The organism is Microbispora sp. CSR-4 (assembly GCF_008033685.1).
Taxonomy (GTDB): domain Bacteria; phylum Actinomycetota; class Actinomycetes; order Streptosporangiales; family Streptosporangiaceae; genus Microbispora.
Window position 1 is genome coordinate 1 of sequence record NZ_VJVX01000043.1, and the last position, 16,684, is coordinate 16,684.

7 protein-coding genes are annotated in these 16,684 nt (G+C 63.5%); 1 reads left to right on the top strand and 6 read right to left on the bottom strand.

Annotation, left to right across the window (positions count from 1 at the left end; all coding sequences use genetic code 11):
- Positions 1-225: 225 nt before the first annotated feature.
- Positions 226-681, bottom strand: coding sequence for a very short patch repair endonuclease (locus tag FLV34_RS27110; RefSeq protein ID WP_142648165.1), 456 nt, complete (start codon positions 679-681; stop codon positions 226-228).
- Positions 682-801: 120 nt separating this feature from the next.
- Here FLV34_RS27110 and FLV34_RS27115 point away from each other — a divergent pair, with 120 nt between their 5' ends.
- A complete protein-coding gene (locus FLV34_RS27115) occupies positions 802-2,739 on the top strand; it encodes a DNA translocase FtsK (RefSeq protein WP_147944416.1) in 1,938 nt (645 codons plus the stop codon).
- Here FLV34_RS27115 and FLV34_RS27120 read toward each other — a convergent pair.
- The 5 genes from FLV34_RS27120 to FLV34_RS27140 all read right to left on the bottom strand — a co-directional run bounded on the left by FLV34_RS27120 (position 2,720) and on the right by FLV34_RS27140 (position 16,533).
- Complete coding sequence (locus tag FLV34_RS27120) at positions 2,720-4,813, bottom strand: UvrD-helicase domain-containing protein (protein WP_142648243.1); 2,094 nt, start codon at positions 4,811-4,813, stop codon at positions 2,720-2,722. The two genes, FLV34_RS27115 and FLV34_RS27120, sit on opposite strands and share 20 nt — an antisense overlap.
- 62 nt (positions 4,814-4,875) lie before the next feature.
- Positions 4,876-6,678, bottom strand: a complete 1,803-nt coding sequence (drmB, locus tag FLV34_RS27125; protein ID WP_261985919.1) for a DUF1998 domain-containing protein — start codon at positions 6,676-6,678, stop codon at positions 4,876-4,878.
- Positions 6,679-6,759: 81 nt separating this feature from the next.
- Positions 6,760-9,960 carry a helicase-related protein gene (locus tag FLV34_RS27130; RefSeq protein ID WP_147944417.1) on the bottom strand — a complete coding sequence of 1,067 codons (3,201 nt, stop codon included), beginning with the start codon at positions 9,958-9,960 and terminating at the stop codon, positions 6,760-6,762.
- Entirely contained in the window at positions 9,944-11,851 is a 1,908-nt protein-coding gene (locus tag FLV34_RS27135) for a UvrD-helicase domain-containing protein (protein WP_142648162.1), read from the bottom strand. Before FLV34_RS27135 ends, FLV34_RS27130 begins: the two co-directional genes overlap by 17 nt.
- Positions 11,848-16,533, bottom strand: a complete 4,686-nt coding sequence (locus FLV34_RS27140) for a DEAD/DEAH box helicase (protein ID WP_260617288.1) — start codon at positions 16,531-16,533, stop codon at positions 11,848-11,850. The genes FLV34_RS27135 and FLV34_RS27140 overlap by 4 nt, the downstream gene beginning before the upstream one ends.
- Positions 16,534-16,684 lie beyond the last annotated feature (151 nt).

Consider the following 16,684-nt stretch of genomic DNA (forward strand, 5'->3'; position numbering starts at 1 on the left):
GCAGCACGATAGAACAGCACCCGAAGCTCCTGGCGATGACGGTGATGGTTGTGGTGATCAACCCGTCTACCAGGAGCTTCGCCACATCATGAGGAAAACCCGAGCATCGCGATCATGCTGTGACCGGCTTAGCCGCCCGGCGGATGAAAAACGTTCAAGGTGCTCTCCGCCAACACTAGCCGGTATGAGGGCCTATCAAGCCGACCCCACGGGACCCTGGGCACATCAGAGCGTCGAATAGTCTCTCTGACGATCCGTCGATCGGCCATGTACTTCTGCCGCGATCACCTTGGCCGACGCCGCAGGGTCTTCGTGCTCCCATATACGAATCACGTTCCACCCTGCTTCCGTCAGAAGCCGATCCGTTTCAGCGTCACGCTCTCTGTTTCTTCGGACCTTCTCGGCCCAGTACTCGGCGTTGGTGGCCGACTTCGTGTGGTGCTCGGGGCAGCCGTGCCAGAAACAACCGTCCATGAAAACCGCCACCTTGGCCCGCGTGAAGACGATGTCGGCGGTTCGACGAATGCCGGGCAGAGGGCGGACGGAGACGCGGTACCTGAGGCCCAGCGCGTGGACGGCTCGCCGGAGGGCGAGCTCGGGCTTGGTATCCCGGCCGCGGTTGGCTTGCATGCTCTTGCGGGTGCCATCACTGGACGCGCGAGTCGGCCTCTGGACTGCCATGCGACCTACGGTAGCGAGATTCGGTTGTGCTGATTGGCGGCTCGGCTCGCCCCGATCAGTGAGTCGTGATAGAGCATCGCCATAGCCGTGCAATCGGGACAAGTAAGGGTGGAGTGACGGATGCGAGAGGGGGAGACGCTGGCCGGCCGGTACCGCTTGGTGGACAAGCTGGGTGCCGGTGGGATGGGCGTGGTGTGGAAGGCCGTCGACCTGCGCCTTGATCGTGAAGTCGCCGTCAAGATTTTTCCCAGCGAGCTGGATCCGGATCCGCGGCGCGTCGAGCGATTCCGCGCCGAGCCCGTCCTGTGCGGCCGGTTACAGCACCCGGGCATCGTCGTCGTCCATGACGCCGACGAGCACGAGGGGCGGCTGTTCTTCGTGATGGAACTCCTCCATGGCCAGGACTTGATGAAGGTCTTTTCCAGGCACCTGAACGGCCTTCCGAGCAAGCGGGTCGTGAACATCGGTGCCCGGCTGGCAGAGGCGCTGGGCGTCGCACATGCAAAGAAGGTCATCCACCGCGACATCAAGCCGGCGAACATCATGCTCCTGCCCGGCGACCGACCGAAGATCTGTGACTTCGGCATCGCGAGAGCTGTCGATTCGGGGAAGGCCACCCTGCAGGTGGGCACGCCGGCCTATATGGCACCGGAACAGAGCGAAGGCGAGCCGGACGAACGCAGCGACCTGTACTCGTTGGGCTGTGTGCTCTACGAGATGGCCACCGGTGAAACGCCGTTCGACGGGAATGTTTGGCAGCTGATGCACCGGCATGCCACGGAGAAGCCCACCCCTCCCAGCGCTATCCGCAGCGATATCCCGTCGGCTCTGGAGGAGCTCATTCTCCAGCTTCTCGCCAAGAAGCCAGAGGACCGTCCACAGTCGGCGGAGGAGGTCGCCCAGCGCCTGCGTGCTATGCGCCCGGAAGGTCGAAAGGTCGACAAGAAGACCGAGCGGCTTCCTCCCGACTGGCTTCTGAAATCAAGCGTCCCCGAGCGCAAGCACACCGACGCAGATGACGCAATGGCCAAAGAGATAGATCAGATCTTGAAGAGAGCTCGAGTCGACGCGAAGGTCGCCGGATACACCCGCACGCCGGTACTGACCCGGTTCGAAGTCAGGCTCGGCCCCACGACTCCGGCGACCGCGGTTCTCGATTTGGCCCCGAAAATCGTTCAGGCTGCGAAGAACGACCGGGTCCGCCTTGTTCTGCTGGAACAATCGACATCACCGTTGCCAGGCTCTAAGGCAATCAGTGTGGAGGTGCCGCACAAGCTGCCGGACCTCCTCAGCTTGGGCGACATTCTTCGGCAGACTCCAGACGACTCTCTACTCGCCGGCCTCGGGCGCGCTCATGACGAAACGTCCGTCTACCTGGACCTCAACGAGGCGAGGCATGTACTGATCGGAGGAGATGGCGGACGGTTCGACCCGGTCAGGAGCATAGTCACCTCACTCGCGGTGAAGCACAAACCGAAGCATTGTCGACTGATCATGGTCGGCCGACGGAATCAGTTCTTCGATCTTCCCCATGTCGTCCAAGAGGCTATGGGGAATCCGCTCACGTGGGCAGTTGCCGAGCTCGGCTGTCGTTATGGGGACCTTGAGCGGATTGGATGCCGTGATATCGAGCAGTTCAATCGTGAGGTGCGCGAAGAGAAGGCTCCAATGCCGATCGTTGCACTAGGTGACATCGAGCGTGCGCATCCAGACGTGGTGGTGGTGATCGACGAACTAGCGGACGTCGATGACCAAGATGCTGTCGTCGAGCTGGCCCGGGAAGGACGCGCGGTCGGCTTTCATGTAGTCGCGCGTACTGCCCGACCATCCGAGACGGTCCTGAGCAGTCGTGTAAAGGGATACTTCCCAGCAAGACTGGCCCTTTCCATGACCACGGCCGATGAGAGCATCCGGGTCATCAACAGGCCTGGAGCCGAGGTCCTTGCGCCAGGCAGCGGTCTGTTCCTGTCCCGGACGAGTGGTGAGCCGCAGGAGATCCGACTCGCCGCGATCTCCGACGAGGAGATCGCGGAGATCGTCAACTACTGGCGAGGTTGAGGAAGGGGCTTGGCTCCCCATGCCAGGAGATGTAAAGGCGTTCTCTGGCACGTGTGCTGGCGACGAAGAGCAGGCAGCGCTCCCGCTGGAGGTCGTTCGCATGAGTGGTCGCGTCCTCTTCTAGGGGCGTGATCGCGTTTGCATAGGGCAACTGGTTGGCACCCACGCCGATCACGGCGACACAACGGAACTCGAGGCCCTTCATACGGTGCATGGTCGTGGCGCGGATGTGTCGCTCCGTGCCGTCCTTCTCGCGAGAGAGATAAACGACATCGATGCCGGCGCGGGTGAGGGCTTCCGCCGCCGATTGGGCCAGCATTTCGGAGCGGGCCGCGATGCCGATCTCCTCCGGTTGCACTCCGGCATCGAGCCAGCCTTGCACGATCTCGATGAGATGCGTGAGTTCGGCGTTCTTCGTGGATGCACCATAGAGTTCGGGCTCAGCCCCGTGGATCTCCGAGCGGCAGCCGGTCAGGCTCGTGTGCTGTCCGGCGAGGTCCACGATCTTCTCGCCTGCCAGCATGGCGCAGCTCCAGTTGAGGATCTCCTCGGTGGTCCGGTAGTTGATCTTCAACTTGGTGGACCGTCCGGCCAACTGGATGCCGACCGAGCTCAGGGAGACGCGGTTGTCATAGATCCTCTGGTGGGTGTCGTTCGCGATGAACAGGTCGTCCGGCCCCTCGGCGACCAGGCCCCGGATAACACGCCAACGAACAGGATGAAGATCTTGCGCTTCGTCCACGACCACGTGATCGTACGGTCGCGTGTCCAACTCGCCCAGCACCCGAGTGGCTTCGACGCAGATCGTCTCGAAAGTGCGGTAGTTGTTGTCCGCCAGTTCCTGTTCGAACTCGCCGATCGCCCGCCAGACCTTAGCGCGTTGCACCGGGCCAAGTCGCCGGCCACGCCCGATTCGGCGAGCATCCAGATAGGCGTCGAAAGACGTGACCCCTTGCGCCAGGACGACCTGTCGCCATTCCTCCTGAAGGAATTTCTCGGTGAATTCCAGGCTTCGGTGCCGGATGATCCGTCGCCAGATCTCCTTCTCCTCGTCTCGACGGAGCAGCGTGAACTTCCCCACGTGCCCGTCGACCAGCCGCCGAGCCACCTGATCGACGGTGAGCACGTCGATCCGAGAAAGGACCTCGTCGTCGGTCTCAAGTAACCTCAGCGATTCGGCCAGCGATCGCGTAAGCGTCGCGGTGAACGTGGTGAGCAGCACTCGACCACCCTGTCGGGCGAGGTGCCGAGCACGGTGGAGAGCGACCACCGTCTTGCCCGTGCCAGGCCCGCCGGTCACCTGAGCGGGACCTGAGTACGACCGAAACGCCGCCTCTTGCTGCAACGGGTGCAGGTAGACCCGCCATCTGGCGAAAGGCTTGGCGAACAGCTCCATGAGCTCTTCCGGCCCTTCGACCAGCGCTACCTTGTGGGGCATACGCTGCGTTGCGGCCACCAGGTCGTCCGGGTCGATCGCCTCGGGCGTGATGCCGCCGACGACGTCGTTCCAGACCTCTTCGGGGGACATGCCCGCGGCCAGACCGAAGAGCACGTCGTATTGGATCTGGGGGAGCTTGCCGTCCAACGCCTCGAGCATGGCCACATCGCTGAGCATCCGGGCGAACTTGAGCATCTGATCGTCGATGCCCAACCGCGCCATGTCGGCGTCCGAGACGTGTTCGAACAGTGGTCGTACGGTCTCTCCGTGGATCTTCTGCAACCCTTGGATCGTGTCAGTGATGATCGCGTCGTCACGGATCTCCATGTAACCGGTAGCCATGTTCACCGAGACGCGGCGGTGCTTGACCCACTCATAAGCCTTGTCGTGGGAATCAACGCGAAGCAGCATGAACTCGTCTCCGGATTCAGGAGCCAGGACGATGCCGCGGTACTTAAGGTCGATCCGGATGCTTTTGAACCGTTCGTCACGGATGTTGTGCAGCTTCTCCAAGTGCATGCCGGCGTGCGAACTCTGCTCGAACTTGGAGATCGCCTCGACGACCTTCTGCTGAATGGGACGTTCCAGCCGGATGAGGTCCTGCAGGAAGTCCTGATGGATTCCCAAGCGTGGCACCCGCGCCTCCTCGTTCGAACCCCCGGCCCGATCGATCTTGATCGGGCCGGGGATCACGCTACTCAGTCGCCCTTGTAGAAGAAACCGGTCGACGGGTCATCCGGCGTGCCGATCAACATAGCCCGGTCTAAGAAGACGTTGTTGTTCTCGCAGCTCGTCTCCGCGAGCAGTACGCAGGCGTAGCAGGCGGCCAGGTTGAGGCTGTTGGTACCGCTGGCCTCGGACTCCATGCATGGTGGATCCTGTGAACACCATTCGGCGCGGGACAGCGCCGACTCCAGGGTCTCGTAGAGCTTGCGATGCTCTCCCTGGGCGACAACGCCACCGAGAGAGCCGGCGGAGTCGCTGGTCGCGGTATAGATGAGGACCCCCGCCATGTCCTTATCGACATAGAGCCGCTCGCGGAGCGCGGCCGAAGGGTAGCCGCAGTCCAGGCTCCATTCGTTGATGAGTACATGTGCGAGGGTGTGCAGGAGGATGAAGCGCGGGGTTACAGGCGACCTGATGTCATCGAGTCGCACTTTGCCCGCGGTCCGTTCCACGCGTTCGCGCAGGAGCATCGTGTGGTTGTGCCAGATTTTGTGGGAGCGGGTCAGGGGGCCGGGCCGCTGCTCCCATGCCTGCAGCAGATCCTCAGCGATGGCGAGGAAAACGCCTTCACCGCTTACCTCGATCGCCGGAAGCCAGTCGACGGTGCCGTTCGCCATGGCGGCGCGACGAGTGTCACCGCCGGCCGGATCAGGCATGGTGACGCGCGTAAAGGATTCGAGTGCTCGCACTTCGCGCAAGCGCTTCACCAACATGGAGCGCTTGATGCCATAGGGCAGTGCGCTTCCGTCACCAGCCGCCGGCACGCATTCGAAGTTCTCGTCACGAGAGACGACCCTGGTGCCGTCGTAGAGCTGGTTGTACTCCTCACGGCGCAACTCATTGGCCGATTCGAGCATCGGCTCAGCCTCATCGGAGTCCGGCGGAGCACTCGCTTCGAGCTCACGCCTACGGTGAATCGCAGAGAGGACCTGATCCGCCGTGAACCGATCATCGTCCATGATGTCGGTCCTCTTGATGGCGTTCAAGAGCACCGAGTCGGACACGCCATCGTCCAGCAGGCCACTGAACATGTCGTAGTGCTGGTTGAGCCGCTGCTGGAGGGACTCCGACCAGGGCGGAATCGATAGAGCCGACCGGGTGATGGAAAACCAGGCGGCCGACGCGCCTCGCTGCAGCGTGCGCGGTGTCGCAGTGCACCCCGATTCGTTGGCATCGCGGCCAAGCCACGGCCGGCGTCCCTTGCACTTGATCCCCAACGCGAACATCGCGCCGCCGCCGAAGGCACCCTCCAAGGACACCGGGCGTACACCGCACGAACACTTGATCACGACCGATCGAAGTGACGCCGTCTGACCGCTGCTCTCCAGCGTGAGCTCGTGTTTGACCTTCTCGTTCGGGTCACGGTTGGGCTCGCTCTTCTTGTGAACCCATTCGAAGTAGGGAAAGTCGTCCAGGTGCCCGTTCTCGCAGGCGATCACGAATCGCGACGGTGTCAGCGGCTTGTCACAGGCACCGCAAAGGCTCTTGCCCGTCGGAGAGCCGAATCGCTTGAACTCCTGAAGCTTCTTGCACGTGCCGCATGAGTACATCTCAGGGAAGAGACGGACTCTGATCCCATCCCCGGAGGACGGCTCGTCCGCCGGGGGGAGTTGGAACCGTGCCACCCGGAGCCAATGCTGGAGCCTCGGCTCGTAGATCACATCCGACTTCCAAACGTTGCGCCAACTGTCCAGCCCGCACACGATGTAGGACTGGTCCTCGATGGCGATCATCGCGCCCACGCCGTACGTGGTGATGGTCTGCGCCCGTCGCACCGCTCCTAGCGGTGTGCGCGTGATTTCGGCGTCCCCGCTGCGACCCGTCTGACGAGTCCGCCCACTACGAAGTGCCATTCTTCATCGCTCCAAGTAAAGATCGGACTCGGCGTCGACGTCGCGGAGGCTCCACAACGTGGAGAACGCACGCTCGAGATCTGTGTCGGCATGGGTGCGGAGAAGAGCCTCATCGGGGTTGCGCTTCTCGCTCCGCTTGAATCGTGGCTTGGCCTCGTAGACCAGGTCGGGATTATCGTCGGCCAGATCGCGCCAGCGACCGATGATGTAGTTGAGGTCCTTCTCGGTGCCGGCCTCTTCCTCCTCGTCGACCGCCTTCGCTCTCGCGACGATGAGGTCCTTCAGTTCCTCGATACGGCTCTCGTACTTGTGCACGGCCGCCGCTGCACCGTTCAGGCGGAGTTCCGGGTAGAGGAGTCGGGCCATCCCGACCAGGACGGCGTGGAGCGCCCGGTCCCGAGCACGTGGCGAAAAGGGCGTGACGCTGGTCGATTCGACCTGCCGGTAAAGGGCCGAGTGGTACGGCACGAAGCTCTCGTAGTGCGACCGGTCCCGCGACCGGTTGGCGTTGTAGAGGATGACGACCAGTCCCGGGTGCTGACGCCCGACGCGGCTGCTGGACTGGATGTACTCCGCTGTGGTCTGCGGCTGGCCCATGATCGCCATAAGGCCGAGCCGATCCACATCCACACCTACGGAGATCATGTTCGTTGCGAGGACCGTATCGAAGACACTCTCGTCGGGGTGCATTCGCTCGAGATCCTTGAGCCGCTTGGGAATGTCGCTGGATTTCACGCGACTCGTCAGCTCCGTGAGCTTATCGGCGCGACGCAGTTTGGCGCCATGTCGCTCGGCCAAAAGCTTGAGTCGATCCTGGACGTCGTCCAACACCTGAAGTTCGGCAGCGGCCAGGAGACGGAGGCTGTTGAAATAACCGACCAGTGTCCAGTACGCGTCCCTGACGGAGTCGGGGCCGCCTATTTCCGCGGCGTGGTGCAGAAGTGCGGCGTATGCACGAACCAACAGGGTCGCCTGACTGGTGTTTGGTGCGAGAAGACCGACGTAAAGTCGTGATGCTTTGTCCTTGGCCGGCGTTTCGACCGCGAACCAGGAGTCCCGTGCATCGAGGCCGGCGGGCGGGAACTGAGCGACATCCCGCATGAACAGACGTTTTCCCTGCTCTTTGGCGCGACGAATGGTCGCGGTTGAGGCGATCACCTTGGGCTGGTCCGCTGCGATGTCGATCGCCGTCTCGTACAGGCCGGTGAGGCTGCCGAGCGGGCCGGAGATGAGATGGAGTTCGTCCTGGACGATGAGCTCCGGAGGGAGCGTGCCTTCTCGGTCCCGGTTGAAGAGAGCCGCCACCTCGGGGCGCCATGTGATCTGGGCGAACTTGTCGACGGTCGCGATGATCAGCGTGGGCCGAACCTCGTAGATCTTCTCGTCGACCACATGAACCGGGAGCTCGCGGTTGAATTCGCACTGCGGATCGGCGCAGAAGATGCGCATCTTGGAACTGGCGACGTCCACTTCGTATTCGTCGGGCCCCATGGCGGTACCACACCACGGGCAGAAGCGAAGCTGGACAGGATTCTCCTTGTGCAGTTCCCCGCCGTCCCGGAGCTTTTTAAGGCTGGCGGCCGCGTCCTTGAGCTTGTTGGGCGTGGCTGCGGCGCCTACCCACATGCCGATGGAAATGGTCTCGTCACCCAGTTCCTTGGGTGCTCGACGTCGAATGATCTCCATAGCGCAGATCAGAGCTGCGGCACGTTCGAACTGCTGAAGCGTCAGCAGGCGGAGGGTGTACCGCATGATGGCGGTGACTCCGCCACCCGATTCGCCATTGGTGAGTCGGCGCAGGAAAACGGTGAACGCGATGATGCCCAGGTACGCCTCGGTCTTACCGCCACCCGTGGGAAACCACAGAAGATCGGCGATTTCTCGGTCCTTGTGCCCTCTGTCAACAATGCCGTCCATGCAGAGCAGCAAGAAGGCGATCTGGAACGGGCGCCACTTCCCCATTTCGACGTCCGGCACGCCCTGCTTCTGTCCCTTGATCCAGCTAGTCCTGGCCCGCTGGACGGCCATCGCCTCGTTCGCGCGTCGAAAAGCGACCATGGCCACCGGATTGCTACGGAGCGTCTCGATGCCCGAATCCATTCGGTCGCAGGCCAGCTCGCACTGCCGGATCTGTTCCCTGGCCGACTCGGCGAACTCGGTGTTGGCGAGCAGTCTTGATTCCTCGGCGCGTTCGGCGATCCAGGCACGGTACCCGTTCACCAGGTTCCGGAGTCCACTGAGGATCTCGTCTTCCGGCTTGCGCGCGAGGTCGATCATGCGGAGCGCCGAGTCGTCGATCTCCGGATTGGAGTCGGTCAGCAGCACCTCCTTTGATGGGACGAACTCGCTCCAGACAGCGGCCACGGCAGCCGGCACTCCCTTGACCAGCGCTTCGTCACGAAGTGGAGGGGGCGTCCAGTCCCAGTTCGCCGCGCATCCATGACCCGCCGCGAAGTTGGGGGCGTAACGGTAAAGCAGGCGGTTCGTTTTGATCTCCACCTCGTCCGCGCCGACCGGGACGGGCCGTTCCACAAAGGGCTTCGTGCCCTCCTCACCCTTGACGAGGATCTTCGGCTGGTAGAGGCAGTAGGCGTCACGGATGCCGAACTTCTCGACTTCGTTCACGTTGACCAACGCAACCGTGACGGACGCGGCTCCGCCTTCGGGACGACGGACCCGTACGCGAAGCTCTACTCCAGGAGCCAGCGATTCGCTGTACCGGCGGGGGACCGTGACATCCACCCTAACGGGCTCGAGTTCGAGGGCCCGCCGCTGCCCGCGGAGATCCTGCTCTTCGACGGTACGCCGCTCGGCGCGCTGGGCCTTGACCGGATGTCCGGCCTTGTCGATCGGGTCATAAACGGCGGCCGTCACGAACACGGTGATCGTCGGAGACGCCTTCGGGTTCACCCCGAAGGTGAGACCCATGGACGACGGCGCTTGGTCGTTGGCCAGTGAGACACCCGTGTCGACGACATCGTCCTTGACTCGCGTTTCGGGAGAGAGGTCCGCGTCGCGTTCGAGCGCTTCCTCCTTCACCTCGGCGGGGTCACGGCGCTGGGGATAGAGGACGCCGGCAACGTACGTCGTCACCGGTGAGTCCGTGAGTATCTCGTCCGGGCCGCCGACCGGGCCGATCATGTCGAGGTGAAGACGCTCGACGAGGTCGGCGCGGAAGGCGTAATGCTCACTGTGCTTCGACATCAGGTTCCTTCTTGTCCCAGGTGAAGGTGGAGAGGCCGACGAGACGCGGTGCGAGCCAAACACCGTGCTGGTCGAGTCCGGCACGGACGCCGGCGGCTTCGTTGCCGGCGACGGTCTCCACGGTGTCGACGCGGACACCGGAGATCAAAGACGGAAATGAGTAAGGAACGAAGCTCGGACCGCGCTTCAGGAATGTGTAGAGATCGCGTCGGAACTTCTCCGAGACCGTGCCGATCGGCCGCCCCTCATGCTTGATCAGGTAGGGAGGGCTTTCGAGGAGTCCGATCGGTTCCGGGTAGACCCGCTCCAACTCGAGGGCATCTCCAGGTCGGACGGCGGTCGCCAAATAGTGTTGAACGTCTGAGGCATCGGCTTCGAAGTCGACCGAACCCGCCGGATACTCGGTGGTGACGTCGCCCCCTCGGAGTTCGAGACCGTCTCGCCGCCAGCGCTGGAAGAAGTACCGGCCCCATCGTCCGGTGGCGTCGTGGATGCGGATGTTGCGCATGTCCACACCAGGAACCATGTAGAGCTCGTATCGCGCTCGTGTCATCGCCACATAGAGCGACCGGGCTTCTTCTGCGGGATCCTTGTCGACCTTCTTGGACTTGTCCTCCGGGGACGCTTCCCGCAGTGGTCCCGGGTCCGCCACAAGGACCCGGTCGAACTCCAACCCCTTGGCACGGTGGAAGGAAGAGACGACGAGCCGCGCAGGGGGCTGGGCGATCAGGTCGTCGGGCAACCTGCCGGTGGCGAGCGCGGAGCGGAGTCTGGCCAGGTCCAGGATGCGGTCCGAACCACGTCCGGTACCGGTTCGCTGGAGCAATCGCCAGAGGACGTCGGGGTCCGAGCCCTCGGTCAGGGGCAGATCGCCGACCCACTCATCGAACCTCTCCCGGGTCAGTGACGATCCATGGGAGCGTGCCAAAAGGAGGCCCAGCCACATCGGCGCAACACGATCACGCGCGGATCGCTGGAGCCGATGCGGCACGCCGACTGCATGAAGTTTCTCGGAGATCATCAACGCCTGACCGTTGGTCCGGCAGAGGATCGCGGTGGTACCGGTGAAACCGGTAAGTGCATCGGCGGCCAACTCGTCGAACCCGCCGAAGTTCATCACCCCGGTGAGAACCTTCCGGAGATCGTTGTAGTGGCCTTCGCCGTCCCGATTCTCGGATTCTGAGAGCAGGCGCAGCCGCGGTCCGAAGTCGAGGGCGGTCTTCGCCTCATCGGTCTGCGCTCGGAAGTTGTCGGTAAGGCTCAGCTCTGTCAGATTTTCACCGAAGGTGCTGCGGAGCCACTCGAAGAACCGGTTGGTCTCCTGCCTACGCTCCGACGGATTCTTGACCGTGAATCCATAGATCGACTGGGCCGGGTCGCCGACGAGGGTGAACCCGCAGGCGAATCGGTCCAGTAGGGCCTCCACCAGCTCTCGCCTGGCGCCGACAAGGTCTTGAACCTCGTCGATGACGACATGGCGGAGGTTGTGCTCGTAGAGCTCGTTGGCGAGACCGTTGTCGATCGCCTGCTGCGCACCCTCGATGCGGGCATCGAAGGACTTCTCCAGCCAGGACCCTTGGGCGTCCACCTGCATGAGCAGGTCGAGCGCCCAGGAGTCGAAGGTCTGGACCCGTACATGCCGAGCCGAATCTCCGTACTTGGCGAGGCGGCTCTTGAGTTCGCGTACGGCGGCGCGGGAGAAGGTGAGCACCAGGATTTCCCCGGCGGTCAGGTCTTCCTCAGCGACCAGCCTGTCGAGCCGGCGCACAAGAGTGTGGGTCTTGCCGGCACCGGCCCCTGCGGTTACCAAAGTCAGGGCGTCGGCGGGCTGCTCGACGACAGCCCGCTGTTCGGCCGTGAGCGTAGGGGTGCCGTTGTAGGCATCGCTCACTTGTTGCTCCAGAGATATTCGAACTGGGTGAAGGCCAGCTGACGGTCGTAGTTGACGATGTTGTCCGCCACGTCGAGGATCAGGCAGGTCTCCTTGCCGCCGTTCTTCGGGCCCCGGAGACCACGCCCGATCATCTGCTGGTAGACGTTCGGGCTATAGGTAGGCCGCGCCACGATGACCACCTCGGTGGCCGGGGCATCGAAGCCCTGGGCGAGCACTCCATAGTTGGTCAACACCCGGATCTGCTTCCGCCGGAACCTCTCGATGTGCGTGCGCCGGTCTGCGTCCGGGGTGCCGGAGTCGATCGAGGCGGACCTGATACCGAGGTCGTTGAGCTGGGCGGCCATGAGCTTGGCGTGGTTGACCGATGTGGCGAAGAGCAGCACTGGACTGTCCTCTGGCAGCGCCTGGATCTCCTGGATGAGCGTCTGGTTACGTGCGATGTCCCGTCCCAGCTTCTCTTCCACGGTGGCGGGCAACCTGGCTCCTTCGAAGGCTGCTGCCTGGCGAAGGTCCTCCTCGGAGAGCGCGAGAGTGGAGCCCTGGAGCGCTCTGTGGTCGACCCGCGCCAGTACACCCAACTCCTGGAGCTCCGCATAAGGATCGCCGGTCGTGAAGATTCCCTCGTCGAGGCGGTTCCGCCCGTAACGCTCGACCAGGCGATTGGTCTCGGTCTCGTTGAAGCCGCGGAACGGCGTGGCGGTCAGTCCGAGCAGAGGACGCGTGGTCTCCCTGAAGGTCAGACCCAGCGACGCGAGAATGCGGGTGTAACGGGGAGTGATCGAGGTGTGGGCCTCATCCACGATCACTAGCGCGGGGTCGCGGAGCCATGCGTACTCGGCCGTGTCCAAGCAGACCTCCAGCTTGGCGTCCGTGGCGACGACCAACTGAGCCGTGTCGCCGCTCGGAGCGGCTTCGCGAGTGGACCAGAGGCGGTTGATGACCAGCTGTTCTTCGGGGCCGACCTTGGACCAGACAAAGGACCAACTCTGGACAGCCTGCTCACAGAGCTCTTCACTCTGCGCGATCCACAGGACGGGCCGACCACCGAGCCCCCGCTCCTTGATCACCCGGATCACCGCCTCCGCCGCCACGCGCGTTTTGCCGGCGCCGGTGGGCAGACACAGCATCGCGCGTGGAGCGTCGTACTTGGTCAACAGCTCGACCGCCTTCTGCGCGAGCCGCTCCTGGTAGTCATGGAGGCGGGGGAAGCGGGTGGGACCGTAGACCTTCTCCAGCGCCGGCAGAGTCTCCCCTCGGGTCCCTGCGTATTCGCCGGGGAAACCGAGATCGTTGACAATGCGCACGGACGTGGCGTCGCCCCGGAACCCGGCCGAGAGCTGGGAGAAGTTGGCCTCGATGTCCTTCCGGTAGATGCGCAACACCTCCGTCCCATACGCATTGTGGGCCAGCTCGGCCATCCGGCGGTCGCCCTGGGCGCTCCCGTGGTTGGCCTCGTCGCTCTCGAGCAGTCCCTCGGGAAGCCCCTTCTTCAGAGCCTCGACCCCGATGAGCAGAAGCAGCTTCTCCGCCAGGCTTTCGGCCCGGCGTATCTGCTGGATGCGCTCGTTGTTGCGCTCCTGTGTGCGGCGGTCGAGGATGCTCTTGCAGACCGACGCACCAAGGTTCAGCCGGAGGACACGATCCACGGCGATGAGCACCTGCAGGTCGTCCACCGGCGTACGAACGAGCACCTTGCGCTCTTCGGGCAGCTCAGCCGCGGGGATCGTCTGAGTGCGCATACCACTTGGAGTCCGGATGATCTCTTCAAGTTCGTCGCAGCGAACGGTGGACCAGCCCTCCACCTGAGAGCGCCGCAGCATCTTCAGATGAGGAAATTCCTCCAGGAGCGGGACGCCTTCCGCCTGTGCCGTGTAACGAATCTCCTTCTTGATCGCGTCGGAGGGTGCGAGCATGTTCCACGCCCCCCGCATCGTCTCGGCCAGTTCCTCGGTCGGGACGAGCAGCGCAGGCACCCTCTCTCTTACGAGCGTGTCGTATTCGGCGCGACTCGAGGTCACCGCGATGTCCTTGTCCTCGATGTCGCTACGCCACTCGTCTCCCACGCGACAGCGCGTCATCGCCCCTTCGGGGAAGTCCACGAGGACCTCGAACATCAGGGCGTAGACCTTGCCGGGGAACGTGTCCTCGGTGGAGTCGGACGCCTCCCAGACGAGCTCATGCCACAGGGCTTCGGGGACCTCGTTGAGGGTCTGCGAAAGCCCCAGCATCGCAGCGACGCTCGGCGACACGTTCGCGACGGGAAGGACGTCTCTGTGGCTGCTCAGTTCGGGACCGACACAGCGTTTGACCACCCGAAGTCCACGAGAAGTCTGAAGGTAGCCGAACTTGTGCGTGAGCCATCGAATCGGAGACGGCACGGACCTGCGGCTGGCCACTCCCTTGTTGCCGGCCTGCATGGTCCAGTTCACCACCGCGCCGCCCGTCGGAATGGCCTTGAGAAAGGCGGCTCGTCCCTCGGGCGACAGTGCCGTGAACAGGTGTAGAGGGCCTGCGGGGGCGCTTCCCTCGAACTGCATACGTGCAAGAGTGGGGCGGGGTTCGCCGGCCGGAAGCCTGGCCACATACTGCTTCCAGTAGACCTCCTTGTACTCCTCGAACCACTCCTCCCCCGCAGGATCGACGTTGGCCACGGGGCCGTCGAGCAGTCCGAGATCGGCAAGGTAGGCGCGGTCATCCCGATGGAACTGCATGTCCACCGTGACGTTCCTGTCACGCGAGCCGTCGTCGGGGACGACGCGACCGGGCAGCAGACAGTCCCTGATCCGACGAAACTCCCCGGTCAGGACCTTGACCTTGAGCTCCTTCGCCGTGTCGAAGTCACGGTTCCTGAACGCGGCGTTCACTCCATAGGGGCCGGCCAGGCGTGCCAGCTCCCAGAAGGCCACCCAGTCGCGGTCGGAGTATCCGGCGAAGCCGCGTTCCACCACCGATGCGAACCGACCGGCGGGATGCGCTTCGTGGATGCCAAGCAGGTCCAGAGCCCTCGCGATGGCGCCCTGGCCGGCGTAGACGTGCTCGTCCACGTAGATGGTGTTGTCTGCCAGACCGTCGTCGGCGGATCGCCGGAAGATCTGCGTGGAGGGAGTGACGAGTCCCAGCGTTTCGGTTAGGACGATCTTCGCCCGAAGGGCGTCTTCCACCTGCGGGTGGTTGTTCCGCTTCATGTCGGCGACGATGAGCACCGCGCGTGCCGACGCCTCTGGGGTCTTGTCAGAGACGAGCGCCTCCAGCCATTCCTTCACGGTGGCAACCGGCGTGGTCGAGTGCTCCAGGATGCGGTTGACGCTGTCCCGGCGATGCTTTGGGCTCTCCACGGAGTGGTGGATCCAGTTCGTCGGGCGCCCAGGGTGATCCGCCCACCACTGCAGCCATTCCGATCGCAGGTCGGCAGGGTGCACACGGATCTTGGCCGGGGTGTCGAAGTTGCCGTCCTGATCAGGGAAGACAGGCTTGACTGCAGCGAGTCGCCAGATCTTCGCCACCAGATCCTCGGCCGCCCACTGTGGCTCCTCCCGCCCTCGTGAGGGGACGGAGTCGAAGCAGGCCCCTACATCGTCCGGTCGCGCCAACGAAGGGAGGGACGAGACGACCAGATCGGCCACTTCGGCGATCAGCTCATCGTTGAACCGGTTGTTCGCGTAAAGGTTCTGTCGGTCCTCGCTCGTCTTCCAGGGAGCGTTGACGATTCCCCGAAGAGTCGTGGTGTAGTTCGTCGGGAAGTAGGCCCAAAACTGTCCCCGGTCACGAGTCCGGGTTCCGGCCTCGGGAACCGCCCAGGCGATATCGATCTCTGGCCTGTCGTGAAGTTCGCCGGCCTCTGTCAGCGCCGTGATCGACGGACGGTGGACGCGAGTGAAAACGCGCCAATCGGCGGTCTGCTTCTCCTGCCCACCGTCGCGGGAAGAGATCGTCTGCAGGACGCGGCGCTCGCCGTCGACCTTCTGGAAGATCTGCCGCTTGGATGTCCGCCCGGAGAGTCGCTTCTCCAGCGTGACGGTGCCGACCTGCGGGGAGAACAGCGAGAACTCTACGGGGAACTCGTCGATGTCCTTGGCGAGTCGCGCGACAGCGGCTGGTTTCAGAGGCAACCGTACGACGGTCGTGGCCCATGAGAGCAACTGTTTGAGGATGGGATCGGTAGCCGCGGCACGGTCTCGGTCGAGAGGGCGGGCCATGCGGAGCACCGGTGTCTCCGTGGCCGCGGGCTGGATGCGCTTGATCTCCAGCTCCGCCCACTCTCTGTCGAAACCGAAGCTCTTGTCGTCGTCCCTGCTGAAGAACTCGGGCACGTCGGTGACGCTCAGAACAGACTTCACTCCGACGCCGAACCGACCGATCTGACCGCCCCGCTTGCGCGAAACGCCCATGCGCAGAATGGTGTCGGCGCCCTCGGGAGTCATGGCGGTGCCCTCATTGGCGCAGTACAGGTGGGTGTCCGTGAGGACCACCGCGATCTTCCCGCCAGGGTCGTTTCTCAGCTCGTCGGCACCGTTCTGGACCAGCTCGTAGATCTGACGGTCGCCGTATCCGCCTTCCTTGATACGGCGCTCGCCGTTGACGTGCTCCTGGATCAGGCCGGGATCGATCCTGTACGTGTCGAGCACTCGCGCGGTCTGCTGAAGGACCACCTCCAGCACAGAGGGGTCATCGTTGCTCACAGCAATTGTCTCCCAACGATGGAATGCCAATTGAGGGGGTAGAGCAGTGGCATGGAAAAGAATTCAGGCACGCCAAGGAGACATTCGGCGAGGTGTTTGCCGAACCTTTGCTGGGCACGCTAAATGCAGTTCGATGCCGACAAAGTAAGCA